The organism is Nocardioides houyundeii (genome assembly GCF_002865585.1).
Taxonomy (GTDB): domain Bacteria; phylum Actinomycetota; class Actinomycetes; order Propionibacteriales; family Nocardioidaceae; genus Nocardioides; species Nocardioides houyundeii.
Genome location: NZ_CP025581.1, coordinates 1,124,868 through 1,146,803 on the forward strand (window position 1 = coordinate 1,124,868; position 21,936 = coordinate 1,146,803).

Genomic DNA, 21,936 nt, shown 5'->3' on the forward strand with positions numbered 1-21,936 from the left:
TGCGCCGCGGTGTCCAGCTGTGCGCCGGAGCCGTTGCGGTCCACGTCGCCGTCCCGATACAACTGGAGGGTTGCGCCTCGCGCGTGACATGGATCTTGGGAGGGGTCACCATGTCGATCGTCCGCGCACGCCGTATCGCCGGCGTACTCACCACCGTGTGGAGCATCTGGGCGCTGTTCGTGCCCACTCCGCAGGTCAGCGTCGCGCCCGAGGGGCCGCCTCAGCCCTCGAACTCCGTGCTCACCGAGCCGGCCGGCTACCTCGAGACCGAGCACTTCATCTCGGGCAAGGCCAACGTCTACGCTCCGACCGGCACCTGGACCGCCGACGGCAGGTGGCGCAAGGAGGTGGTGGAGCGTGGGCTCCCCTACAAGACCCGCCTCATCGTGAACCGCCCGGCAGACCCGAGGAAGTTCAACGGGACCGTGTGGGTGGAGTGGCTCAACGTCAGCACGGGCGCGGACGTCGCGCCCAGCTTCGCCCAGGCCCGCGACCGGATCCTGGACAGTGGCGCCGCGTGGGTCGGCGTCTCCGCGCAACGGGCGGGGGTGGAGGCAGCCAAGCGGCTCAACCCGGAGCGCTACGGCTCCCTCGACATCGCCCGCGACGCCCTCAGCTACGACATCTACTCCCAGGCCGGCAAGGCGGTGCGTACCCGCCCGCAGCTGCTGGGCGGGCTTCGACCCCGGCGGGTGATCGCGGTGGGGAGTCGCAGTCCGCGTTCCGGATGACGACCTACGTCAACGCCTTCGCCCCGACCACCGGGGTCTACGACGGCTACCTGATCCACTCCCGCTTCGCCAGGGCCGCGCCCCTGGCCGCCGACGGCTTCATGTCCGACCTGGCCCCGCGCATCCGCCAGGACATCGACGTGCCCGTCTTCCAGCTGCAGACCGAGAGCGACCTCGGCGGCTGGGAGGCCGTGCGCCAGCCCGATCGCGGCAACGTGCACACCTGGGAGGTGGCGGGAGCCGCGCACGCCGACGTCTACACCGTGGAGGCCTCCTTCGGGTGGGAGACCAACTCGACGGCGGTGGCCGAGCTGCTCGGCTGTGCCCGGCCGGTCAACGACTTCCCGTTCCACTACGCCGCCAACGCGGCGTACGCCGCACTGGAGAGATGGGTGCGTCGAGGCATCCGTCCCGCCTCGGCGCCGCCGCTGGAGATCGTCGACGACTGGATCCAGCGTGACGCCGACGGCAACGCCAAGGGCGGGCTGCGGCTGCCCGACATCGACGTGCCCGTGGCCGCCCACAGCGGGCAGGGCAACACCGGGCTGACCGGTGGCTTCTTCTGCGTCCTGTTCGGCACCACCGTCCCCTTCTCCGACGCCCGGCTGGCCGAGCTCTACCCCACGCACGAGGCCTACGTCGCGGCGTACACGGCGAAGGCCGATGCCGCGCTCAAGGCCGGGTTCATGACGCGGGCCGACCGCGACGCGGCGGTGGCGGCCGCCCAGGCGGCGGACGTCCCCTGAGCGGTAGCCGGCCACATCGGTTCTGGCCGAACGGGCCTGTTCGGTGCGGCATGATGCCCCTGTGACCCAGCTCCCGCCCCTGCTCCTGCTGCACGGCGTCATGATGTCCGGCTCCGCCTGGTCGCGGGTGGCTCCGCTGCTCGCGCCGCGGTACGACGTACACGCACCGACAGCCGCCGGCCATGCCGGTGGCCCCGCCCTGACCGGGAGCGCGACGGTGGCGGAGCTGACGGACCACACCGAGCGGTTCCTCGACGACCTCGGCCTGGACTCCGTGCACGTGGCCGGCAACAGCCTCGGCGGCTGGATGGCGATCGAGCTGGCCCGGCGCGGCCGCGCGCTGTCGGTGTGTGCCCTCTCGCCGGCGGGGTTCTGGACCCCGGGAGCCCCGGACCAGACGAAGCGGGCCGGCAAGCTGCGCCGGGTCAGGCAGCTGACCCGGATCAGCGCGCCCGTGCAGCCCCTGGCGCTGAGGTCGGCCACCGTACGCCGGCTGAGCATGCGCGACATCGCCAGCCACGGCGACCGGCTGACCCCGGCGGAGGCGAGGAAGTCCGCCTCGGACCTGCTGGGCTGCCCGGCCGGTCTCGACCTGCTGTCCACCACCGAGGCCATCGCACCCCTGGACCCGCTGCCCTGCCCGGTCACCCTGGCCTGGCCCGAGCAGGACCGGATCTTCTCCGCAGCCGTGCACGGGGTCACCGCGAGTCGCCTCGTCCCGGGGGCCCGGCACGTCTCCATGCCGGGTGCGGGCCACGTGCCGATGATCGACGACCCCGAGCAGTGTGCCCGGGTGATCGCCGCGGCCACCGGGGTCTGACCCCACCAGCCCCAGGGATACCCGCTTAGGCGGGTGTCCTGGACCTTCGAGGGGCATGCATGCCCCTCGAACCGTAGGGATCCCCGCTCAGGCGGGGGTTCCTGCGACCCGCCGAGTCGTCGGTGGCGCTGACCCGCGCCCACCGGGAACGGACGCGCCGGAGCCCGCAAGCTGGGGGTGCTGAGGTGAGGTCTTCCGCGCTCCGAGCCCGAAGGCCATGATGGCGCGATGATGGAGCTCGAGTTCAGCGGTGTGGTGTGGCACTGGCGTGGTCCGTCGCCGTTCCACTTCGTGACGGTGCCCGAGGAGGACAGCGACCTGTTGGCGGCGGCCGCCGGCGCCGTCACCTACGGCTGGGGGATGGTCCCGGTCGCGGCGCGGCTCGGCGGCACCAGCTGGACGACGTCGCTGTTCCCCAAGGACGGGGGGTACGTCGTCCCGGTCAAGGACCTGGTGCGTCGAGCCGAGGGCGTGGCCGTGGGAGACGTGGTCCGACTCAGGCTGAGCGTCGATGTCTGAGCGGGCGCATCTCCTGACCCGAGCCGATGCCCGGCGGGTGGCGGTACAGGCCCAGCTGCTGGACCAGCCGCGCCCCAACGACCTGGTCGAGGTGGTGCGCCACCTGACGCTGCTGCAGCTGGACCCGACGGCCGCGGTGGCACCCAACGCCGACCTGGTGGCCTGGAGCCGGCTGGGTTCGGCGTACCGCCCGGAGGCGCTGCGCGCCGCGCAGGCCGAGGGTCTTCTGCTGGAGCACGCAGCGACGCTGCGCGCCAGCGAGTACGTCGGCCTGCTCAAGGCCGACATGGCCGACTGGCCGGGCCGCGGCGAGCTGCGGGACTGGCAGCACCGCCTGTTCGACTGGGTGAGGGCCAACGACGGCTGTCGGCGCGAGGTCCTGGCCCGGCTCGAGGTCGAGGGTCCGTTGCCCTCGCGCGCCCTGCCCGATACCTGTGCCGTGCCCTGGCGCTCCAGCGGCTGGACCAACAACCGCAACGTCACCCGGTTGCTGGACTGCATGGAGGCCCGCGGCGAGGTCGCCGTGGCGGGGCGTCTGGGCAAGGAACGGGTCTGGGACCTGGCGCACCGGGTGCACGCCGACGTCCCAGTGCTGCCGCCGCTCGAGGCGCGACGGGCGCGCAACGCCCTACGCCTGGGCGCCCTGGGCATCGCCCGCCCGAAGGGCCCCTTCAGCGGGGTGGAGGCCTCCGACGTCCAGGACGCCGGGGAGCCGGCGCTGGTCGAGGGAGTCGCGGGGGAGTGGCGGGTCGACCCGGCGCTGCTGGACCGGCCCTTCTCGGGACGCGCCGCGCTGCTGTCGCCGTTCGACCGGTTGGTGCACGACCGGGAGCGCCTGGCGCAGATCTTCGAGTTCGACTACCAGCTGGAGATGTACAAGCCCGAGGCCAAGCGCCGATGGGGCTACTTCGCCCTCCCGGTCCTGTACGGCGACCGGCTGGTCGGCAAGGTCGACGCCCGGGCCGAGCGCAAGGCGGGCGAGCTGCGGGTCCGAGCGATCCACCAGGACGAGCCGCTCACGCCCGAGGTCGCCGACGGGGTGCGCGAGGAGCTGGCGGACCTGGCCCGGTGGCTGGAGCTGGAGCTGCGGCTGCCCGGCTGACGCCCCGCCCGTCGAGCCCGCCCGGGCGGCCCGCAGCACGTCAATGTCACTCCTGGCTAGGGTGCCGCCATGGACTGCCTGTTCTGCACCATCGCCTCGGGGGCCGCACCGGCGGAGGTGGTGCACTCCGACGCGGAGCTCGTCGCCTTCCTCGACACCCGGCCGGTCTTCAAGGGCCACGTCCTCCTGGTGCCCCGCCAGCACGTGGTCACGCTGCCCGACCTGCCCGCCCCCTGCGGGACGGTTTCCTGGAGGTCGCGCAGCGGCTGGCGAGCGCCATGGTCTCCGGGCTCGGCGCCCAGGGCTCGTTCGTGGCGATGAACAACACCGTGAGCCAGTCGGTGCCGCACCTGCACCTGCACGTGGTGCCGCGCACCAAGGGTGACGGGCTGCGCGGCTTCTTCTGGCCCCGTACGACGTACGCCGACGACGCCGAGCGGGCGGCGTACGGCGAGCGGATCAGGTCAGCCCTGGGCTGAACGGGCGTTGTGCGAGCCGCCCGGAGCCAGAGCGCGGCTCAGCACCTAGAGTGACCTCGGCGCAGGGACCGACCCTGTGCAGGCAGCAGAGGAGGATCCCTGACATGGGTCGTTTCGACGGTCGAGTCGCAGTCATCACCGGAGCCGCGCGCGGCATCGGCTTCGGCACCGCCCAGCGCTTCGCCGAGGAGGGGGCCAGCGTCGCGATCATCGACCTCGACGAGGCCGCGGCGTCCGAGGCCGCCGCCCGACTCACCTCCTCGACCGGCGAGGTCCGGGCCATCGGCATCGGCTGCGACGTCACCGACGCCGCCTCGGTCGAGGCCGCCTTCGAGCGCATCGTGGCCGACCTGGGCGGAGTGCACATCCTGGTCAACAACGCCGGGATCACCCGCGACAACCTGCTGTTCAAGATGACCGAGCAGGACTGGGACCTGGTGATGAACGTCCACCTCAAGGGTGCGTTCCTGATGACCAAGGCCGCGCAGAAGCACTTCGTCGCCCAGAAGTACGGCAAGATCGTGAACCTCTCCAGCGTATCCGCACTGGGCAACCGGGGGCAGGCCAACTACTCCGCCGCGAAGATGGGCGTGCAGGGCTTCACCCGCACCCTGGGCATCGAGCTCGGCCCCTTCGGCATCAACGCCAACGCGGTCGCCCCCGGCTTCATCGCCACCGAGATGACCGACGCCACCGCCGCGCGGCTGGGTCTGGACGTCGAGGAGTTCCGACGTCTCAACGCCGAGAACAACCCGGTCAAGAGGGTCGGCTTCCCCGAGGACATCGCAGCCGCCGTCGCGTTCCTGTGCAGCGACGAGGCGTCGTACATCACCGGTCAGACGCTGTACGTCGATGGGGGCGCCAAGCTCGTCAGCTGACCCCGTTAAACCTCCCGGACGGGGAGACCTCAGTCACGCCCTGAGCGTGGCGTGGTCTCCCCGTCTTTACTTTTGCACCCACCGCGTGTGTACCTTTTTTCAGTCGGACTACCGACCTCAAAAAATAGACACTGCCCCGGGTACGCCGAGTCCTGCCCGTCCGGGAGCAGCTCCAGACTCATCAGAAGTCGGGCAGGAGTGGGGGACCCACAGGTTCCACGCCGAGCGCTGCGCGCGCTCGGCTCGGGGTGAAGTCACCCAATGGGTGGCGGAGCACTTTCCAGCTCCAACCCGACAGCTCACCTCACAGGCGTGGGAAAGGAACACATCTCCATGTCTGCGACCCCTCGCACGCTTCACACGATCGTCCGCTCACTCATGCTCGGCACCCTCTCCGTCGGTCTGGTTCTCGGCCTCGGACTCACCGGCACCAGCACGACCACCACGGCCCAGGCCGCTCCCGCGTCCGACATCCGTCTGGTCTCCGATCACACCGACTCGGCCAAGACCGTTCAGGCCCGCAAGGCCGCGAAGGCCACCAAGCGCATCCAGGCCCGCAAGGCCGCGAAGGCGACCAAGCGCATCCAGGCCCGCAAGGCCGCCAGGGCCACCAAGCGCATCCAGGCCCGCAAGGCCCGGGTCCGGGCCCGCAGGGCCGTGCTCAGCAAGGTCGGCCGGGCCAAGGGCATCGCCCTGGCCCAGCGCGGCGACCGCTACGTCTACGGCGCCACCGGCCCGAACGCGTTCGACTGCTCTGGGCTGGTCCAGTTCGCCTACAAGCGCGCCGGCTTCCCGCGGATGCCCCGCACCTCCGGTGCCCAGGCCGGCCACACCCGCCGTATCGCCAAGGGTGCGATGCGTCCTGGCGACCTGATGTTCTTCGCCAACGGCGGCCGCGTCTACCACGTCGGCATCTTCATCGGCCGCGGCCGTGGCGGTGTCCCGCTGATGGTGCACTCCTCCCGTCCGGGCACCCCGGTGGGTGTCTCGGTGCCGTGGACCAGCAGCTGGTTCGCCGGCACGGTGCGCGCCGCCTGAGTCTCACCCCTCGGCGCAATCCGAACAGAAGAGATGGACAATTGTGCGGGCGCGCCTGACCCCGAAGGGGTCGGTGCGCCCGCACACTTTCTCCCGAGTCACTCGTTCCTCCCGATCGGAGCCCACCGTGCGTCGCACCCTCCCGCTGGCCACCGCCTTCCTCAGCGCAGCCCTGCTCCTCGCCGGTTGCGGGGGAGGGGGCGACGAGGAGACGCCGGAGGGCAGCCCCCCGGCGGCTGACTCCACCGAGTCGCCCGCGGCGCCGCAGACCTGGCCGCTCACCGGGCTGACGGCGGCCGAGGGCAAGTCCACGGCCAAGAACCTGCCGGTGCTGGTCACCAAGATCGACAACACCTCCAGCGCGGCGCCCCAGCTGGGCCTGAGCAAGGCCGACATGGTGGTCGAGGAGCTCGTCGAGGGCGGGACCACCCGGCTGGCGGCGTTCTTCTACAGCCAGCTGCCGGACGTGGTGGGTCCGGTGCGCTCCATGCGGGCCAGCGACGTCGGCATCGTCAAGCCCGTCGACGCGACCGTGATCACCAGTGGTGCCGCCCAGATCACCAAGAACCGCATCAACGCGGCGGGCATCCAGTTCTTCGAGGAAGGGGCCAAGGGCTTCTTCCGGGAGCCCTCCCGCTCCGCGCCGTACAACCTGATGGCGCGGACCAAGGAGGTCGCGACCCTGGCCAAGGTCGACTCCTCGCGTCCTGAGGACTACTTCGTCTTCGGGGACCCCGGCGACCTGCCCAAGGGCAAGAAGGCGACCTCGCTGTCGGCCAACTTCGGCCGGCACACCACCACCTGGGCGTTCGCGGACGGCAAGTACGTCAACCAGACGACGTACGCCGGCCAGGGCGACGAGTTCCCGGCCGACAGCGTGCTGGTGCTCCGGGTCCGGGTCGGGGACGCCGGCTACAAGGATCCGGCGGGCAGCTTCGTGCCCGAGACGATCTTCGAGGGCTCGGGACCGGCGCAGCTGTTCCACCGGGGCCGGGTGGTGAACGGGACCTGGAGCAAGGACTCCCTCACCTCAGGCCTGCACCTGGAGGCGAAGGGCAAGGAGCTCACGATGCCGCCCGGGCGCACCTGGGTGGAGCTGGTGCCCCAGGACTCCGGCTCGGTGTCGGTCGTCAAGTAGTCGCGCCGGCGCGCCGCCTGGCGACTCAGGCCGGGTCGGCGCGCCAGAGCTCCGAGCTGGTCAGCGACTCCAGGTCGGCGCCGGACTCCATGATCTCTCTGATGCCGGCGAGCATCAGCCCGATCACCGCCTCCACGCGGAGGCTGTCGGCGTCGGGGTCGTCGCTCACCGAGACCGAGGCGCCGGCGGAGTTCAGCGCGCCGAAGAAGATCCGGCCGAAGGTGTGCAGCATCGGCTCGTCGATCGTCCAGGACCCGGTGAACAGGGTGCTGCGGACGATCTCGACCACCGTGCCGTAGGTGGACCGGTCCTCCTGCTGCCGCAGCGCCTCGTAGCCCAGCACCGAGGGACTCTCCTGCACCACGATCCGCCGGTAGCGGGGCTCGCGGACGATGGACAGGAAGGTGCGCACCCCCACCAGGGCCTGCTCCCAGGGATCCGCCACGCCCGAGATCGCCTGCGCCACCGCCAGCGCCGACTGGTCCTCCACCCGCACGAACACTGCCCCGAACAGGTCCTGCTTGCCCGTGAAGTGGTGGTACAGGGCGCCCTTGGTCACCTGGGCGCCGGCCACCACCGCGTCGAGTGAGGTGGCCGCGTAGCCGTGGGCGGTGAAGAGCTCCTCCGCCGCGTCGATGAGGGCACGCTTGGTGGCGGCGGAGTACTCCTGACGTCGGGTGGCGCCCGGGGTCCGCAGCGAAGTCATCCGGGCAGTCTAGGACCGCGCCGAGGCCCTGGCACCAGTTACGTGTGCTCAGGGTCACGTGGGGTTCGTTTGCATACCACGGGTATGTCAACGTACGTTGAAGGAGCACGAAGTCAGCGGCACCAGTGGTGCCGCCCCCCATTCCAGGCAGTCCCTTCCGGCGCTCACGCGGTCCCTCCCGATCGCACCCTCCCTCCCCCGATGCGCTGGGAGGGGCTGCCTTTCCTCATTTCTCCGGTCTGCCCTTTCCGTTGCGCCGGTACCTTCCGCGCCGAACCTGGGTCATCATGGAGACATGGACGGATCGATCGGGCGGGACGCGCACCGCGAGACCGCCGTACGGCGTGGGTCGCTGCTCGTGGCGAGTCCGGAGATGACCGATCCCAACTTCGCCGAGACCGTGGTGCTGATGCTCGACGTCGACGACGGGGAGCCCTGGGCATCGTGCTCAACCGGCCGTCCGCGGTGACTGTCGCCGAGGTGCTGCACGACTGGCGGGACACGGTGGCGGAGCCCGGGGTGCTCTTCTTCGGCGGCCCCGTGAGCACCGAGGGTGCGCTGGCACTGGGCCTGCTCGCGGACCCCCGCGACCCTCCGGTCGGCTTCCGCGAGCTCTACGGGCCGGTGGGCATGGTCGACCTCGACACCCCCGTGGAGCTCGTCGACGGGTCCCTCTCGCGGCTGCGGATCTTCGCCGGCTACGCGGGCTGGGGGGCCCAGCAGCTCGAGCAGGAAGTGGCCCGCGGCGACTGGTACGTCGTCCCCTCCGAGCTGGTGGACCTGTTCCGCGCCGACCCGGTGGACCTGTGGCGCGACGTGCTGAGGCGACAGCCCGGCGAGCTGGCGTGGCACTCCACACGTCCTGCCGATCCCGACCTCAACTGACCTAGACTGGCCCGACCATGACCCAGATCGGATTCTCGCCAGGCTCCTCCACCATCGAGGACACGCGCACCGTCCCCACCGACGAGGGGGACCACGAGCGGTTCTCGCACTACGTGCCCAAGGACAAGCTCACCGAGGCGATGGTCATGGGCACGCCCGTCATCGCCCTGTGCGGCAAGGTGTGGGTGCCCAGCCGGTCCGGGGAGAAGTTCCCGGTGTGCCCGGAGTGCAAGGAGATCTGGGAGTCGCTCCAGCCCGGCGGCGAGGGCAAGGGCCCCGGCGGCAGTGGTGGCGGCAGTGGTAACGGCAGTGGTGGCGGCAATGGTGGAGGCAGTGGCGCGTGACGGAACGGCACGAGGCCGCCCTAGTCACACCCGCGCTCTCCCCGGCCTGGCCCGAGCGCGCCGCGTGGGGGACGGCTCCCTCCCTGCGCGCCTGGCAGACCGCGGCGCTGGCCAAGTACCTGGACGAGAGCCCGCGTGACTTCCTCGCGGTGGCGACGCCGGGGGCCGGCAAGACCACCTTCGCCCTGACCCTGGCCGCTGACCTGCTGGCTCGGCGCGTCGTCGCCCGGGTCACCATCGTAGCGCCCACCGAGCACCTCAAGGTGCAGTGGGCCGAGGCCGCCGGTCGCGCCGGCATCCCCATCGACCCGACGTACTCCGCGGGCAAGGGGCGTACCTCCAAGGACTACCTGGGCATCGCGGTCACCTACGCCGGAGTGGCGGTCAACCCGCTGGCGATGCGGATCCGCACCGAGAACTTCAAGACCCTGGTGATCCTCGACGAGGTGCACCACGCCGGCGACGCGATGTCGTGGGGCGAGGGGATCCGCGAGGCGTTCGAGCCTGCCGCCCGCCGGGTTGCCCTGACCGGCACCCCGTTCCGGTCCGACATCAACCCGATCCCGTTCGTCAGCTATGCCCCCGGTCCCGACGGGGTGCCGCGCTCGGTGGCCGACTACACCTACGGCTACGCCCAGGCGCTGGCCGACCACGTGGTGCGGCCGGTGCTCTTCATGGCCTACTCGGGGGAGATGACGTGGCGCACCCGAGCCGGCGACGAGGTCGCCGCGCGCCTGGGTGAGCCGCTGACCAAGGACCTGAACGCCCAGGCGCTCCGCACCGCGCTGGACCCGTCGGGCTCCTGGATGCCTGCAGTCCTGGAGGCCGCGGACAAGCGGCTCTCCGAGGTCCGCCGGCACGTTCCCGACGCCGGTGGCCTGGTCATCGCCTCGGACCAGGACTCCGCCCGTGCCTACGCGGGGCTGCTGAAGAAGATCACCGGCGCCTCGCCCGTGGTGGTGCTCTCGGACGAGAAGGCGGCGTCGAAGAAGATCGGCAAGTTCACCGACTCCGAGGACCGCTGGATGGTCGCGGTACGGATGGTCTCCGAGGGGGTCGACGTACCGCGGCTCGCGGTCGGGGTGTGGGCGACCCGCACCGCCACCCCCCTCTACTTCGCCCAGGCCGTGGGCCGGTTCGTGCGCGCCCGGCGGCGCGGCGAGACCGCCTCGGTCTTCCTGCCCTCGGCCCCCAACCTGCTCGCCTTCGCCTCCGAGATGGAGATGCAGCGCGACCACGTGCTCAAGCGCAAGGTCAACGACGAGGGCGACATCTTCGCCGCCGAGAACGACCTGCTCGCCGCCGCCCAGGCCGGTGAGGGCGCCTCGGACGAGCTGGACGGCCTGCCTTTCGAGGCGCTGGGGTCCACTGCCTCCTTCGACCGGGTGCTCTACGACGGCGGCGAGTTCGGCCACTCCGGGGAGGTGCACGTGGGCTCGGAGGAGGAGATGGACTTCCTGGGGATCCCCGGGCTCCTGGAGCCCGACCAGGTGCGCGAGCTGCTGCACTCGCGCCAGAGCGAGCGCGCCGCCATCCAGAAGGCGGCCAAGCCCAAGGACGAGGTCGTGGTCGAGGTCTCCACCCACGAGCAGCTCGCAGTGCTGCGCCGCGAGCTCAACGGGCTGGTCGCCGCCTGGTTCCACCGCACCGGCCAGCCGCACGGGGTCACCCATGCGGCGCTGCGCAAGCAGTGCGGGGGCCCCGCTGCTGCCGTGGCCACCGCCGAGCAGCTGAATGCCAGGATCAACGCGCTGCGGGACTGGGCGATCCGCAAGACCTCCTGAGGGTCCAACCGGGCGGATCGCCCCTAGACTCACAAACATGGCTGCTGAGACTTCGCAGACGCTCGACCGTGGCCTCCGGGTGCTCTCGGTGCTGGCGGCGTCGCCCGACGGGCTCACCATCACCGCGCTGGCCAACCGGCTGGGCGTCAACCGCACCGTGGTCTACCGCCTGGTCTCCACGCTCGAGCAGCACGCCCTGGTGCGCCGCGACGCGCAGGGGCGGCTCTACGTCGGTCTCGCCGTCCTGCACCTCGCGGCCGCGGTGCAGCCGGTGCTGCGCGACCTCGCGGTCCCGGTGCTGCGCCAGCTCGCCGAGACGGTTGGCGCGACCGCCCACCTGAGCGTGGCCGACGGGGACGAGGCCCTGGCCCTGGCGGTGGTCGAGCCGTCGTGGACCGACTTCCACGTGGCCTACCGGGTGGGCTCGCGCCACCCGCTGGGCCAGGGCGCCGCGGGCAAGGCGATCCTGCTCAGCCGCGCCGGCAGCACCGCCACCCGGTACGCGGTGACCCACGGCGAGCTCCAGTCCGGGGCGCACGGCCTGGCGGCGCCGGTCCGTGGGATCCAGGGGCTGGACGCCTCGGTGGGCATCGTGACCCTCGGCACCCCCATCGACGAGTCGGTGATCGCGCCCCGGGTGCTGGCGGCCGCCGAGGAGGTCACGGCCCGACTGGGCTGACCGGGCCCCGTGGGGGGACGTCAACGCACCATCAGGACCGTTCGACCGGTGCGCTCGGCTCCCCTCAGGCCGGCTGGGTGCTGGCGGCTCCGACGTGGTGCCGGCCGATGGGCAGCATCAGCGGCCGGCCCGACAGCGGGTCGACGATGACGCTGCACTCCAGCCCGAACACGGCGCGGACGGTCTCCTCGGTGAGCACCTCGTGCGGGGTTCCGGCCGCGTGCAGCCGGCCGCCGGCCAGCGCGATCAGGTGGTCGGCGTACCGGGCGGCGAGGTTGAGGTCGTGCAGCACCATCACGATCGTGGTGCCGCGGCTGCGGTTCAGGTCGGTCAGCAGGTCGAGGACCTCCACCTGGTGGCTGACGTCGAGGAACGTCGTCGGCTCGTCCAGCAGCAGCAGGTCGGTCTGCTGCGCGAGCGCCATCGCGATCCACACCCGCTGCCGCTGCCCGCCGGAGAGCTCGTCGACGGGGCGGTCGCACAGCTCCACGGTGTCGGTGGCCTCGAGCGCCGCCGCCACCGCAGCGTCGTCCGCGGGGCTCCAGCGCGACAGCAGGCGCTGGTGCGGGTTCCGGCCGCGACCCACCAGGTCGCTGACGGTGATGCCCTCCGGGGCGAGCGGTGCCTGGGGGAGCAGCCCCAAGGTGCGCGCCAGCTCCTTGGCCGGCAGCCGGTGCACCTGACGGCCGTCGAGCAGGACCTGCCCGGTGCGTGGGCGCAGCAGCCGCGACATCGAGCGCAGCAGCGTGGACTTGCCGCACGCGTTGGCGCCGACGATGGCGGTCACCCGTCCTGGCGGCACCACCAGGTCGAGGTCCTCGACGACGGTGCGGTCGCCGTACCCGAGGGTGAGGTCTTCGACGTCGAGCGTGTGGCGAGTGGTCACAACGAGCCTCCGGCGCGGTTGGTGCGGACGATGAGGTAGACCAGGTACGGCGCCCCCAGCACGCCGGTCACCACGCCCACCGGGTAGCGGTGACCGAAGGCGTACTGGCCGGCGAGGTCGGCCACCAGGACGAGCAGGGCGCCGACCAGGGCGGAGGGCAGCAGGAGGGACGTGCCGGGTCCCACGATCCGGGCGGCGATGGGGCCGGAGAGGAAGGCCACGAACGCGACCGGACCCGCGGCTGCGGTGGCGAAGGCGACCAGGCCCACGGCGGCCACGATGGCCACCAGTCGGGTGCGCTCCACCCGGACGCCGACCGAGGACGCCGCGTCGTCGCCCAGCTGGAGCGTGTCCAGGTCGCGGCCGCGCAGCAGCAGCACCGGGCCCAGCACGGCGAGTGCGGCCACCGTGGGCAGTACGTCGTCCCAGGAGGTGCTGTTGAGGCTGCCGGTGAGCCACCTAGTGGCCTCCTGCAGGTCCCACGCAGCGGCGCGGCTGAGGATGTAGGCGGTGACGCTCTCCAGCATGGCGGCGACGCCGATGCCGATGAGGATCAGCCGGGTGCCGGCGACCCCGTCGCGGAAGGACAGCAGGTAGATCAGCAGCGCGACCCCCAGGCCCATCACGATCGCGAAGACCGAGACCGCCGTTCCCGCCAGGCCCAGCGTCACGATCGCGAAGGCCGCGGCCGCGCTGGATCCGGCGCTGATGCCGATGATGTCGGGGCTGGCCAGCGGGTTGCGCAGCATCGTCTGGAAGGTGACGCCGCCGAGCCCGAAGCAGAGGCCGACCAGCAGGGCCAGCACGGCGCGCGGCAGCCGGAGCCGGCCCACGGTGAAGGAAGCCCCGGGGACGTCCTGGCCGAGCACGACGCGGGCCACGTCGGAGGCCGGGTAGAAGGTACGGCCCACCATCAGGCTGGTGACGAAGGCGACGACCACCAGGGCGAGCAGGAGTCCGAGCACGGCGCGGCGCCGAGCCCCACGCCGGGTGCGTCCGCGGCTGACCCGCTCGATGGTCGAGGCGGTCACAGCGCGTGCACCTTGTGCCGACGTACCACGTAGATGAAGAAGGGGGCGCCGACCAGGGCGGTGATGATGCCGACGTCGACCTCGCTGGGGCGCGCGACGATCCGGCCGACCACGTCGGCGGCGGCCAGCAGCGCGGCTCCGCCCACGGCCGAGAAGGGCAGCAGCCACCGGTGGTCCACGCCCACCAGCAGCCGGCACAGGTGCGGCACCACCAGGCCGACGAAGCCGATGGGGCCGGCGACCGCGGTGGCGGCGCCGCACAGCAGGACCGCGCCGAGGGCGGCGGTGGCCCGGGTCAGCGCCACTCGCTCGCCCAGGCCGGCGGCGAGGTCGTCCCCCAGCGCGAGGGAGTTGAGGCCGCGCGCGGCACCCAGGCTGAGCAGCGCGCCGACCGCCAGGAACGGCAGCACCAGGGTGATGGAGTCGAACGAGGCGCCGCCGACTCCGCCGATCTGCCAGGAGCGCACGCCGCCGGCGATGTCGTTGCGCGGCAGGACCACCGCGGTGATGAAGGAGGAGAACGCCGCCGAGGTCGCGGTGCCGGCCAGTGCCAGCTTCAGCGGGGTGGCGCCGCCGCGGCCGAGCGACCCGACGCCGTACACGAAGGCGGCCGACAGGGCGGCGCCGGCGATGGCGAGCCACACATAGCTGGAGGGGGCCGAGAGCCCGAACCAGGCGATGCCGGTGATCACGGCGAGCGAGGCGCCCATGTTGACCCCCAGGATGCCGGGGTCGGCCAGCGGGTTGCGGGTGACGCCCTGCATGACCGCCCCGGCCAGGCCGAGGGCCCCTCCCACGGTGAAGGCCAGCAGGGTACGCGGGATCCGCTTGGTGACCGCGGCCTCGCTGAGGGTCTCGCTCGACCCGCCGAGGGCGGCGAGGATGTCGTCGAGGGAGACCTCGCGCGAGCCCACCGCGACCGACCACGCCCCAGCGCGGCCAGCGCGGCCAGGCTCGCCAGGAACCAGACGGCGCGCAGCCGCCGGGGGCGCCGCACGATGGCGGCGCCCCGGCGGGCTGCGTGGTGACCGCGTCGCGGGACACGGTCGGGGTGGTGCTCACGGCCTGATCAGCTCCTGCTCAGGCGCCGGCGGCGTCCGAGAGCATGGTGACGTAGTCCTCCAGGACGAAGGAGATGGAGAGCGGCGTCGGGTTGGCGGCGGTGCCCAGCGGGGTGTTGGGCAGCAGCACGATGGCGTCGTTCGCCACCGCCGGCATCTTCGACAGCAGCGGGTCGCCCTTCAGGGCCTTGACCAGCTCCTCGTCGCCGTAGGTCACGATGATCTCGACGTCCTCGAGCTGGTCGATCTGCTCCGCGCTCAGGGTGCCGGAGAACTCCTCGCTCGCCGCGGAGGCGTTCTCGATGCTCTTCGGGGTGGCCAGGCCGAGGTCGGAGAAGAACTTCGCCCGGGTGTCGTGGGTCGTGTAGTAGCTGACCTCGCTGAGGTCGGTGGTGTCCACGTGGGTCAGGAACATCGCGGACTTGCCCGCCAGCCCGGGCGCGGCGGCGACCGTCTCCTCGATCTCCGCCTCGAGGTCGGCCACCAGCTGCTCGCCCTCGGCGGCCATCCCCATCGCCTCGCTGCTGACGGTGATCATGTCGCGCCACTCGGTCGACCAGGGCGCCTCCGGGTAGGCGACCACCGGCGCGATCTCGGTGAGCGTGTCGTAGTCCTCCTGGGTCAGGCCCGAGTAGGCGGCCAGGATCACGTCGGGATCGGTGTCGGCGACCGCTTCGAAGTCGATGCCGTCGGTCTCGTCGAAGAGGACCGGGGTCTCGGCGTCGAGCTCGTCGAGCTTCTCGGTGACCCACGGCAGCAGGCCGTCGCCGTCGTCGTCGCCGAAGTTGGCGGCGGCCATGCCGACGGGGACCACGCCCAGGGCCAGCGGCACCTCGTGGTTGGCCCAGTTGACCGTCGCGACGCGCTCGGGCTTCTCCGGGACCGTGGTGGTGCCGAGGGCGTGCTCGATGGTGAGCGGGAAGGCTGCCGAGGTGGAGGAGTCCGACGTGGGCTCAGCCGCGTCGGAGTCGTCGGTGGAGCCGCCGCAACCGGTGAGCAGGAGGGAGGCGGCTCCCAGGGAGCCGACCAGCAGGCGCAGTGATCGCACGTGAGACCTTTCGGGAAGGGGCACGTCGCGTGCCCAGGCGCTTGAGGCCACGTCCGTGGTCGCGACCCCGGCGTGGTGTTGGTAAGGCTAACCTAACCCAGTATCAAGCGCGCGGCGGGGTGACCGAGTGCTGGACGGCCGCCTTCGCCAGGGGAAGCACTCGGTGCGGCACCTGCTCGGCGAGCGTGATCACGGTGGAGCTGCGCACGATCGCCGGGCTGGTCAGCACCCGGTCGATGACCCGCTGCAGGTCCGCGTTCGAGCGCGCCACGGCTCGGGCCCACATGTCGCCGGCCCCGATGATGGTGTGCGCCTCCAGCACCTCGGGGATCTGCGCGAGATGGGCCGCGACGCTGTCGTGGCCGGACCCCTGCCGGATCTCCAGGGTGAGGAACGCCGTGACCGGGAAGCCGAGGGCCGCTGGGGAGAGCTGGGGAGCCCAGCCGGTGATGACGCCCGTGCTCGCCAGTCGGTCGAGTCGGGCCTGCACGGTTCCCCGGGCCACGCCCAGGCGCCGCGAGGCCTCGAGCACCCCCAGCTTGGGCTCGCGGGAGAAGAGCTCGATCAATGTGCCGTCGAGGGCGTCCATGCGTGCTCCTGGAGTGGACAATCTGTCTAGCTGATCGACGTACTGTTGCACAGTTTGCGTGAGGCTCGTCACTCTCGTGCCATGACTCAGACCTTTCCCGGGGCCTCGGGCCCCACCCGCGAGGTGGCCTCGACCGGGGCCGCGCTCACTGCCGAGGAGCTCAAGGCCGACCTGACCCTGGAGCAGCTCAAGCAGCTCGTGGGGCTGGTGGAGTACGACGCCAGCAGGGACCCCTTCCCGGTCACCGGGATGGACGCGGTCTGCTTCGTGGTCGGCAACGCGACCCAGGCCGCGACCTTCTACCAGCTGGCGCTGGGCATGGAGCTGGAGGCCTACCGCGGCCCCGAGACCGGCACGCGCGACTCCAAGTCCTTCGTGCTGCGCTCCGGCTCCGCCCGGTTCGTCTTCACCGGCGGCGTCACGCCGGACAGTCCGGTGCTGGACCACCACCGCAGGCACGGCGACGGCGTCGTCGACCTCGCGCTCGAGGTGCCCGACGTGGACCGGTGCATCGAGCACGCCCGGACGATGGGGGCGCGCATCCTCGACGAGCCGCACGACGTCGCCGACGAGCACGGCACCGTCCGTACCGCCGCCATCGCGACGTACGGCGAGACCAGGCACACCCTCGTCGACCGCTCCCGCTACGCCGGGCCCTACCTGCCCGGGTACGTCGCCCGCACCACCACGGTCGCGCGCCGCGAGGGGCACCCGCGGCGGCTCTTCCAGGCCGTCGACCACTGCGTCGGCAACGTGGAGCTGGGCCGGATGGACGAGTGGGTGCAGTTCTACAACCGGGTACTGGGCTTCACCAACATGGCGGAGTTCATCGGCGACGACATCGCCACCGACTACTCCGCGCTCATGTCCAAGGTGGTGGCGAGCGGCAACCACCGGGTGAAGTTCCCGCTCAACGAGCCGGCGGTGGCTGCGAAGAAGTCGCAGATCGACGAGTACCTGGAGTTCTACGACGGCGCCGGCTGCCAGCACATCGCGCTGGCCACCGGCGACATCCTGCGCTCGGTCGACATCATGCGGGGCAACGGGATCGAGTTCCTCGACACCCCCGACTCCTACTACGACGACCCCGAGCTGCGGGCGCGGATCGGTGAGGTGCGGGTGCCGATCGAGGACCTGAAGAAGCGCGGGATCCTGGTGGACCGCGACGAGGACGGCTACCTGCTCCAGATCTTCACCCGCCCGATGGGGGACCGGCCCACGGTCTTCTACGAGGTGATCGAGCGCCACGGCTCATTGGGGTTCGGCAAGGGGAACTTCAAGGCGCTCTTCGAGGCGATCGAGCGCGAGCAGGACGCCCGCGGCAACCTGTGAGGCGCGGGACGTCGTCGCGTACCGCGACTCAGTGCAGCAGCAGGCCGACGCCGAGCGCGCCCATCACGACCGCGATCCCGGAGTCGAGCACGCGCCAGGCCGAGGGGCGGGCGAAGAAGCCGCGCAGCAGCCGGGCGCCGTACCCCAGGCCGAAGAACCAGGAGGTGCTGGCGATCAGCGCGCCGGCCAGGAACCACCACCGGTCGTCGCCGAAGCTGTTGGCCACGGTGCCGAGCATCAGCACGGCGTCGAGGTAGAAGTGCGGGTTGAGCCAGGTCAGCGCGAGCGTGGTGAGCACGGCGCGCTTCATGCTCATTCGGCTGCCGTCACCGGCGTCCAGGCCCTTGGGCCGCCACGCGCGCATCGCGGCGTGCAGCCCGAACGCGAGCAGGTAGACCCCGCCGAGCACCTGGGCCACCGGGAGCACGCCGGGCCAACGCTCCAGCACCGCGCCGAGGCCGAAGATGCCCGCGGTGATCGCCACGGCGTCCGAGAGCAGGCAGGTGAGCACGATCGGCAGCATGGTCTCGCCCTTGATGCCCTGGCGGAGCACGAAGGCGTTCTGCGCGCCGATCGCGACGATGAGGGCGAGCCCGGTGAGCAGGCCGGCAAGAAGGACGTTCCACATAGGGGCAACCGTAGGAGCCACGTTGCCTTAACTCCAGCGAAGTATTTTGAACAATCATTAGAATCTCTTGTTGTGAAAGACCTCACCCAGCTGGACCCCGTCGCCCTGCGCACCCTGGCCACCGCCGTCGGCCTCGGCACCTTCGAAGCGGCAGCCCGAGAGCTGCACGTGACCCCGTCCGCGGTGAGCCAGCGGATCAAGGCCCTGGAGACCCGGGTCGGCCGGGTGCTGGTGCACCGGGTGAAGCCGCTGGAGGCCAGCGAGGCCGGTCAGGTCCTGGTCCGGCTCGCCGCCCAGCAGGAGCTGCTGGAGCGGGAGGCCGTCGCCCAGCTGCTCGAGGACGAGGACGCCGAGGAAGGTACGCCGTACGCGGCGGTGCCGCTGGCGGTGAACTCCGACGCCCTCTACACCTGGCTGATCGACGCCCTGGTCGCCGTGCAGGTCGAGCACCGGGTGACCTTCGAGCTGCTCCGCGCCGACCAGTCGCGCACCGCGGAGCACCTGCGCCGTGGAGACGTGATGGCGGCCCTGACCTCGGACCCGAGGCCCGTTCCAGGCTGCCGGGTGGTGCAGCTCGGCCGCATGCGTTACCAGGCGGTGGCGACCCCGGAGTGGCAGCGCACCCACCTGCCCGACGGCTCGCCGCCGGCCGCACTGGCCCGCGCACCGATGATCGCCTTCGACCACAACGACACCCTGCAGCACGACTTCCTGCGCAAGGTCACCCGGCGGCGGCTGGCACCACCGGCCACCTTCATCCCGTCCGTGGCGCAGTTCGAGAACGCCGTACGCCGGGGGATGGGCTGGGGCATGCTCCTGGACTTCCAGGCAGCCGATGCCCTGGAGCAGGGGAGCCTGGTCGAGCTGGTCCCGGGGCGGCACGTCGACGTGCCGCTCTACTGGCAGCACTGGCGGCTGGAGTCCCAGGTGGTCGCGGACCTGACCCGCGAGGTCACCGCGGCCGCTCGCGCCTGGCTGGGCTGAGGCCCCGGGTCAGAGCACCTTGGAGAGGAAGGCCCTGGTGCGCTCGTGCTGGGGGTCGCCGAGCACGAGCGCCGGCTTCCCCTCCTCGACGATGACCCCGTCGTCCATGAAGACCACTCGGTCGCCGACCTCCCGGGCGAAGCCCATCTCGTGGGTGACGACCATCATCGTCATGCCCTCGGAGGCGAGGTCCTTCATGACGGCCAGCACGTCGCCCACCAGCTCGGGGTCCAGCGCGGACGTCGGCTCGTCGAAGAGCATCATGTCCGGGTCCATCGACAGGGCCCGGGCGATGGCGACCCGCTGCTGCTGTCCCCCGGAGAGGTGCGCGGGGTAGGCGTCCTCCTTGCCGGCCAGACCGACCTTGGCCAGGTTGCGGCGCGCGACCTCGACCGCCTCGGCACGCTTGCGGCCCTTCACCTTCTCCTGGGCGATGCAGAGGTTGCGCAGCACCGTCATGTGGGGGAAGAGGTTGAAGGACTGGAAGACCATGCCGATCCGGGCGCGCAGGGCGTCGACGTCCGCGTCGGGGTCGGTGATCTCGTCGCCCTCGATGAGGATCCGTCCCTTGGTCGGGACCTCCAGCAGGTTGACGCAGCGCAGCAGGGTCGACTTGCCCGAGCCGCTGGGCCCGATCACGCAGACCACCTGTCCCTGGCCCACGTGGAAGTCGATGCCCTTGAGCACCTCGTTGTCGCCGAAGCTCTTGTGCAGGTCCTGGACGTCGATCGCCGCGGCGCCCCGTCTCCGGTCGGCCGATCCCTCCGCAGTCATCAACGTGCCCTCTCGGATCGGTTCTCCATCTGGCGCACCACGATGGAGAGCGGGATGGTGATCAACAGGTAGCAGAAGCCGACCACCACGAGCGCGGTCAGGCTGTTGGAGGTGTTCATGGTCTCCCGCCCGAACTTCGTCAGCTCCTGGGTCTCCAGGTAGACCCCCAGCACGTAGACCAGCGAGGAGTCCTTGGTCAGCAGGATCAGCTCGTTGGTCAGCGGCGGCAGGATGATCCGGAACGCCTGGGGGATCACCACGCTGATCATCGCCCGGGTGTGCGACATGCCCAGGGACCTCGCCGCCTCCAGCTGCCCCTTCGGCACAGCCTGGATGCCCGCCCGGATGGTCTCGGCCATGTACGCCGCCCCGACCATTCCCAGGGCCAGCGTCACCTTGCCCAGCACGCCGCCGGGGATGTCGCGTCCCGGGAAGGCGAGCGGGACGCCGGTGCCGATGGCCAGGAAGACCACCAGTGCCGGCACACCGCGGAAGAACTCGATGAAGCCGGTGGCCAGCCATCGGTACGGGCCGACGGGGGAGAGCCGCATCAGCGCCAGCACCAACCCCAGCGCGAGGCCGAAGGCGAAGGCGCAGGCGGTGTAGATGACGGTGTTCTTCAGTGCGATCAGCAGCACGTCGGGGAACATCGAGCGGATGACCTCGGTGTTGAAGAAGGCCCGCTTCATCTCGTCGACGTCCACCGCCGAGGCCACCAGCACCAGCGCCAGCACCAGGACGACGTACTGGATCAAACGGCTGCGCCGCGCGCGCTGACGTGGGCTGGCCATGTCTACCTCTGCTCGGTCGAGCCCCGGCGGGAGCCGGGGCGGGTCACTGGAGAAACGTCACGTCCCCGCTGGGCGGGTCAGCCGGCGGGCGCGTCCCCGAACCACGTGGCGTAGATCTCGTCGTAGGTGCCGTCCGTCTTCGCGGTGGCGAGTGCCTCGTTGAAGGCGGCCAGCAGCTCGGCGTTGCCGTCCTGCTTCACCGACATGCCGTACTGCTCGCCGGTGTCGAACTCGGCGGTCACCTCGACGTCAGGGTTGGCCTTGGCGTAGTCGTAGAGCACGCCGTTGTCGTTGACGCCCGCGGCGACCTGGCCGGTCTTCACGGCTGCGGAGAGCAGGGCGAGGTCCTCGTAGGAGACGATCTTGGCGTCCTTGGGGCTGTTCTCCTTGACGTAGATCTCGCCGGTGGTGCCCTCCTGGACGCCGATCTTCTCGCCGGCCAGGCTCTCCAGGGAGTCGAAGCCGGAGCCGGTCTTGGTCAGCAGCGCCTGGGTGGCGTCGAAGTAGGGGTCGGTGAAGTCCATGACCGCGGCGCGCTCGTCGGTGATCGTCATGCCGCCCTGGGCGATGTCGCAGCGACCGGTGTTGAGCGCCTCCGCGGAGGTGATGGTCTCCCACGGCACGTCGATCACCTTGGTCTCCAGAGCCGGGTCCTGGGCCTTGGCGACCAGGTCCACGACGTCGACGTCGAAGCCGACGATCTTGCCGCCCTCGGTGTACTGGAACGGCTTGTAGGGCAGGTGGGTGCAGACCGTCAGCACCCCGTCGTCGACCAGGTTGATGCCGGACTCGGTCGTCGTGGTCTCGGTGTCGGTCGCGCAGCCGGCCAGGGCCAGGGCCAGGACCGCGACGCCCAGCCCGGAAGTGATCGAAGTGAAGTTCATCCCCGAACGATAAACCCACTCCGCCACCTGTCCAGGCGTGTCCACGCGTGGCGCTCGACGATGTTGCCGCGGTTCGGAG

The 21,936-nt window shown here is 71.3% G+C and carries 25 protein-coding genes, 1 pseudogene and 1 riboswitch; of the genes and pseudogenes, 16 read left to right on the forward strand and 10 right to left on the reverse strand.

Annotation, left to right across the window (positions count from 1 at the left end; genetic code table 11):
* The first annotated feature begins 110 nt into the window (after nt 1-110).
* The 9 genes and pseudogenes from C0R66_RS19325 (at nt 111) to C0R66_RS05450 (ending at nt 7,451) form a co-directional block, all read left to right on the forward strand.
* Nucleotides 111-1,477 (forward strand): annotated as a pseudogene (locus tag C0R66_RS19325) (alpha/beta hydrolase domain-containing protein).
* A gap of 61 nt (nt 1,478-1,538) precedes the next feature.
* A complete protein-coding gene (locus C0R66_RS05420; RefSeq protein WP_199286832.1) occupies nt 1,539-2,297 on the forward strand; it encodes an alpha/beta fold hydrolase in 759 nt (252 codons plus the stop codon).
* Nucleotides 2,298-2,525: 228 nt separating this feature from the next.
* Complete coding sequence (locus C0R66_RS05425) at nt 2,526-2,816, forward strand: DUF1905 domain-containing protein (RefSeq protein WP_240311647.1); 291 nt, start codon at nt 2,526-2,528, stop codon at nt 2,814-2,816.
* Nucleotides 2,809-3,918, forward strand: a complete 1,110-nt coding sequence (locus C0R66_RS05430; protein WP_101523841.1) for a DNA glycosylase AlkZ-like family protein — start codon at nt 2,809-2,811, stop codon at nt 3,916-3,918. Before C0R66_RS05425 ends, C0R66_RS05430 begins: the two co-directional genes overlap by 8 nt.
* A gap of 69 nt (nt 3,919-3,987) precedes the next feature.
* Nucleotides 3,988-4,239 carry an HIT family protein gene (locus C0R66_RS20065; protein ID WP_338418212.1) on the forward strand — a complete coding sequence of 84 codons (252 nt, stop codon included), beginning with the start codon at nt 3,988-3,990 and terminating at the stop codon, nt 4,237-4,239.
* Nucleotides 4,197-4,397, forward strand: a complete 201-nt coding sequence (locus tag C0R66_RS20070; RefSeq protein ID WP_338418213.1) for an HIT family protein — start codon at nt 4,197-4,199, stop codon at nt 4,395-4,397. The genes C0R66_RS20065 and C0R66_RS20070 overlap by 43 nt, the downstream gene beginning before the upstream one ends.
* 104 nt (nt 4,398-4,501) lie before the next feature.
* Nucleotides 4,502-5,275 carry an SDR family NAD(P)-dependent oxidoreductase gene (locus C0R66_RS05440; RefSeq protein WP_101523842.1) on the forward strand — a complete coding sequence of 258 codons (774 nt, stop codon included), beginning with the start codon at nt 4,502-4,504 and terminating at the stop codon, nt 5,273-5,275.
* A gap of 169 nt (nt 5,276-5,444) precedes the next feature.
* A riboswitch (cyclic di-AMP (ydaO/yuaA leader) is annotated at nt 5,445-5,603 on the forward strand.
* Between the two features lie 5 nt (nt 5,604-5,608).
* Nucleotides 5,609-6,313, forward strand: a complete 705-nt coding sequence (locus C0R66_RS05445) for a C40 family peptidase (protein ID WP_199286833.1) — start codon at nt 5,609-5,611, stop codon at nt 6,311-6,313.
* A 127-nt stretch (nt 6,314-6,440) separates the two neighbouring features.
* Nucleotides 6,441-7,451: a DUF3048 domain-containing protein gene (locus C0R66_RS05450; protein ID WP_158647912.1), complete on the forward strand. Its 1,011-nt coding sequence runs from the start codon at nt 6,441-6,443 to the stop codon at nt 7,449-7,451.
* Between the two features lie 25 nt (nt 7,452-7,476).
* On the opposite strand, the gene C0R66_RS05455 is transcribed toward C0R66_RS05450, so the two are convergent.
* Nucleotides 7,477-8,157, reverse strand: coding sequence for a TetR/AcrR family transcriptional regulator (locus tag C0R66_RS05455; protein ID WP_101523844.1), 681 nt, complete (start codon nt 8,155-8,157; stop codon nt 7,477-7,479).
* A 295-nt stretch (nt 8,158-8,452) separates the two neighbouring features.
* On the opposite strand from C0R66_RS05455, the gene C0R66_RS20075 reads away from it, so the two are divergent.
* Genes C0R66_RS20075 through C0R66_RS05475 form a run of 5 tightly spaced genes read left to right on the forward strand, consistent with a single transcriptional unit; the run spans nt 8,453 to nt 11,849 of the window.
* A complete protein-coding gene (locus tag C0R66_RS20075; protein WP_338418214.1) occupies nt 8,453-8,626 on the forward strand; it encodes a hypothetical protein in 174 nt (57 codons plus the stop codon).
* Nucleotides 8,602-9,042: a YqgE/AlgH family protein gene (locus C0R66_RS05460; protein ID WP_338418215.1), complete on the forward strand. Its 441-nt coding sequence runs from the start codon at nt 8,602-8,604 to the stop codon at nt 9,040-9,042. The genes C0R66_RS20075 and C0R66_RS05460 overlap by 25 nt, the downstream gene beginning before the upstream one ends.
* A 17-nt stretch (nt 9,043-9,059) precedes the next feature.
* Complete coding sequence (locus C0R66_RS05465) at nt 9,060-9,386, forward strand: DUF3039 domain-containing protein (RefSeq protein ID WP_101523845.1); 327 nt, start codon at nt 9,060-9,062, stop codon at nt 9,384-9,386.
* A complete protein-coding gene (locus tag C0R66_RS05470; RefSeq protein WP_101523846.1) occupies nt 9,383-11,170 on the forward strand; it encodes a DEAD/DEAH box helicase in 1,788 nt (595 codons plus the stop codon). The genes C0R66_RS05465 and C0R66_RS05470 overlap by 4 nt, the downstream gene beginning before the upstream one ends.
* A gap of 37 nt (nt 11,171-11,207) precedes the next feature.
* Complete coding sequence (locus tag C0R66_RS05475; protein ID WP_101523847.1) at nt 11,208-11,849, forward strand: IclR family transcriptional regulator; 642 nt, start codon at nt 11,208-11,210, stop codon at nt 11,847-11,849.
* A gap of 64 nt (nt 11,850-11,913) precedes the next feature.
* Here the strand turns inward: C0R66_RS05475 and C0R66_RS05480 are convergent, their stop codons facing one another.
* The 5 genes from C0R66_RS05480 to C0R66_RS05500 form a co-directional block, all read right to left on the reverse strand.
* The gene (locus C0R66_RS05480; protein ID WP_101523848.1) at nt 11,914-12,735 is read right to left on the reverse strand and encodes an ABC transporter ATP-binding protein; all 822 of its coding nucleotides are present in this window, start codon (nt 12,733-12,735) and stop codon (nt 11,914-11,916) included.
* Complete coding sequence (locus C0R66_RS05485; RefSeq protein WP_101523849.1) at nt 12,732-13,766, reverse strand: FecCD family ABC transporter permease; 1,035 nt, start codon at nt 13,764-13,766, stop codon at nt 12,732-12,734. Before C0R66_RS05485 ends, C0R66_RS05480 begins: the two co-directional genes overlap by 4 nt.
* Nucleotides 13,763-14,680, reverse strand: coding sequence for a FecCD family ABC transporter permease (locus C0R66_RS05490; protein ID WP_241901586.1), 918 nt, complete (start codon nt 14,678-14,680; stop codon nt 13,763-13,765). The genes C0R66_RS05485 and C0R66_RS05490 overlap by 4 nt, the downstream gene beginning before the upstream one ends.
* A gap of 166 nt (nt 14,681-14,846) precedes the next feature.
* Nucleotides 14,847-15,875 (reverse strand): iron-siderophore ABC transporter substrate-binding protein, encoded by a 1,029-nt coding sequence (locus C0R66_RS05495; protein WP_101523851.1) that lies wholly within the window; start codon nt 15,873-15,875, stop codon nt 14,847-14,849.
* Nucleotides 15,876-15,978: 103 nt separating this feature from the next.
* Nucleotides 15,979-16,464, reverse strand: coding sequence for an Lrp/AsnC family transcriptional regulator (locus C0R66_RS05500; protein WP_101523852.1), 486 nt, complete (start codon nt 16,462-16,464; stop codon nt 15,979-15,981).
* An 81-nt stretch (nt 16,465-16,545) separates the two neighbouring features.
* On the opposite strand from C0R66_RS05500, the gene hppD reads away from it, so the two are divergent.
* Entirely contained in the window at nt 16,546-17,796 is a 1,251-nt protein-coding gene (gene hppD / locus C0R66_RS05505) for a 4-hydroxyphenylpyruvate dioxygenase (RefSeq protein WP_101523853.1), read from the forward strand.
* A gap of 28 nt (nt 17,797-17,824) precedes the next feature.
* Here the strand turns inward: hppD and C0R66_RS05510 are convergent, their stop codons facing one another.
* On the reverse strand, nt 17,825-18,424 hold the full coding sequence (locus C0R66_RS05510; protein WP_101523854.1) for a LysE/ArgO family amino acid transporter: 600 nt from the start codon (nt 18,422-18,424) through the stop codon (nt 17,825-17,827).
* Nucleotides 18,425-18,496: 72 nt separating this feature from the next.
* Here C0R66_RS05510 and C0R66_RS05515 point away from each other — a divergent pair, with 72 nt between their 5' ends.
* A complete protein-coding gene (locus C0R66_RS05515; RefSeq protein WP_241901587.1) occupies nt 18,497-19,408 on the forward strand; it encodes a LysR family transcriptional regulator ArgP in 912 nt (303 codons plus the stop codon).
* A gap of 9 nt (nt 19,409-19,417) precedes the next feature.
* On the opposite strand, the gene C0R66_RS05520 is transcribed toward C0R66_RS05515, so the two are convergent.
* From C0R66_RS05520 to C0R66_RS05530, 3 genes are all read right to left on the reverse strand, one after another.
* On the reverse strand, nt 19,418-20,182 hold the full coding sequence (locus tag C0R66_RS05520; protein WP_101523855.1) for an amino acid ABC transporter ATP-binding protein: 765 nt from the start codon (nt 20,180-20,182) through the stop codon (nt 19,418-19,420).
* Nucleotides 20,182-20,973 (reverse strand): amino acid ABC transporter permease, encoded by a 792-nt coding sequence (locus C0R66_RS05525; protein ID WP_101523856.1) that lies wholly within the window; start codon nt 20,971-20,973, stop codon nt 20,182-20,184. The genes C0R66_RS05520 and C0R66_RS05525 overlap by 1 nt, the downstream gene beginning before the upstream one ends.
* 77 nt (nt 20,974-21,050) lie before the next feature.
* A complete protein-coding gene (locus tag C0R66_RS05530; protein ID WP_101523857.1) occupies nt 21,051-21,857 on the reverse strand; it encodes a transporter substrate-binding domain-containing protein in 807 nt (268 codons plus the stop codon).
* Nucleotides 21,858-21,936 lie beyond the last annotated feature (79 nt).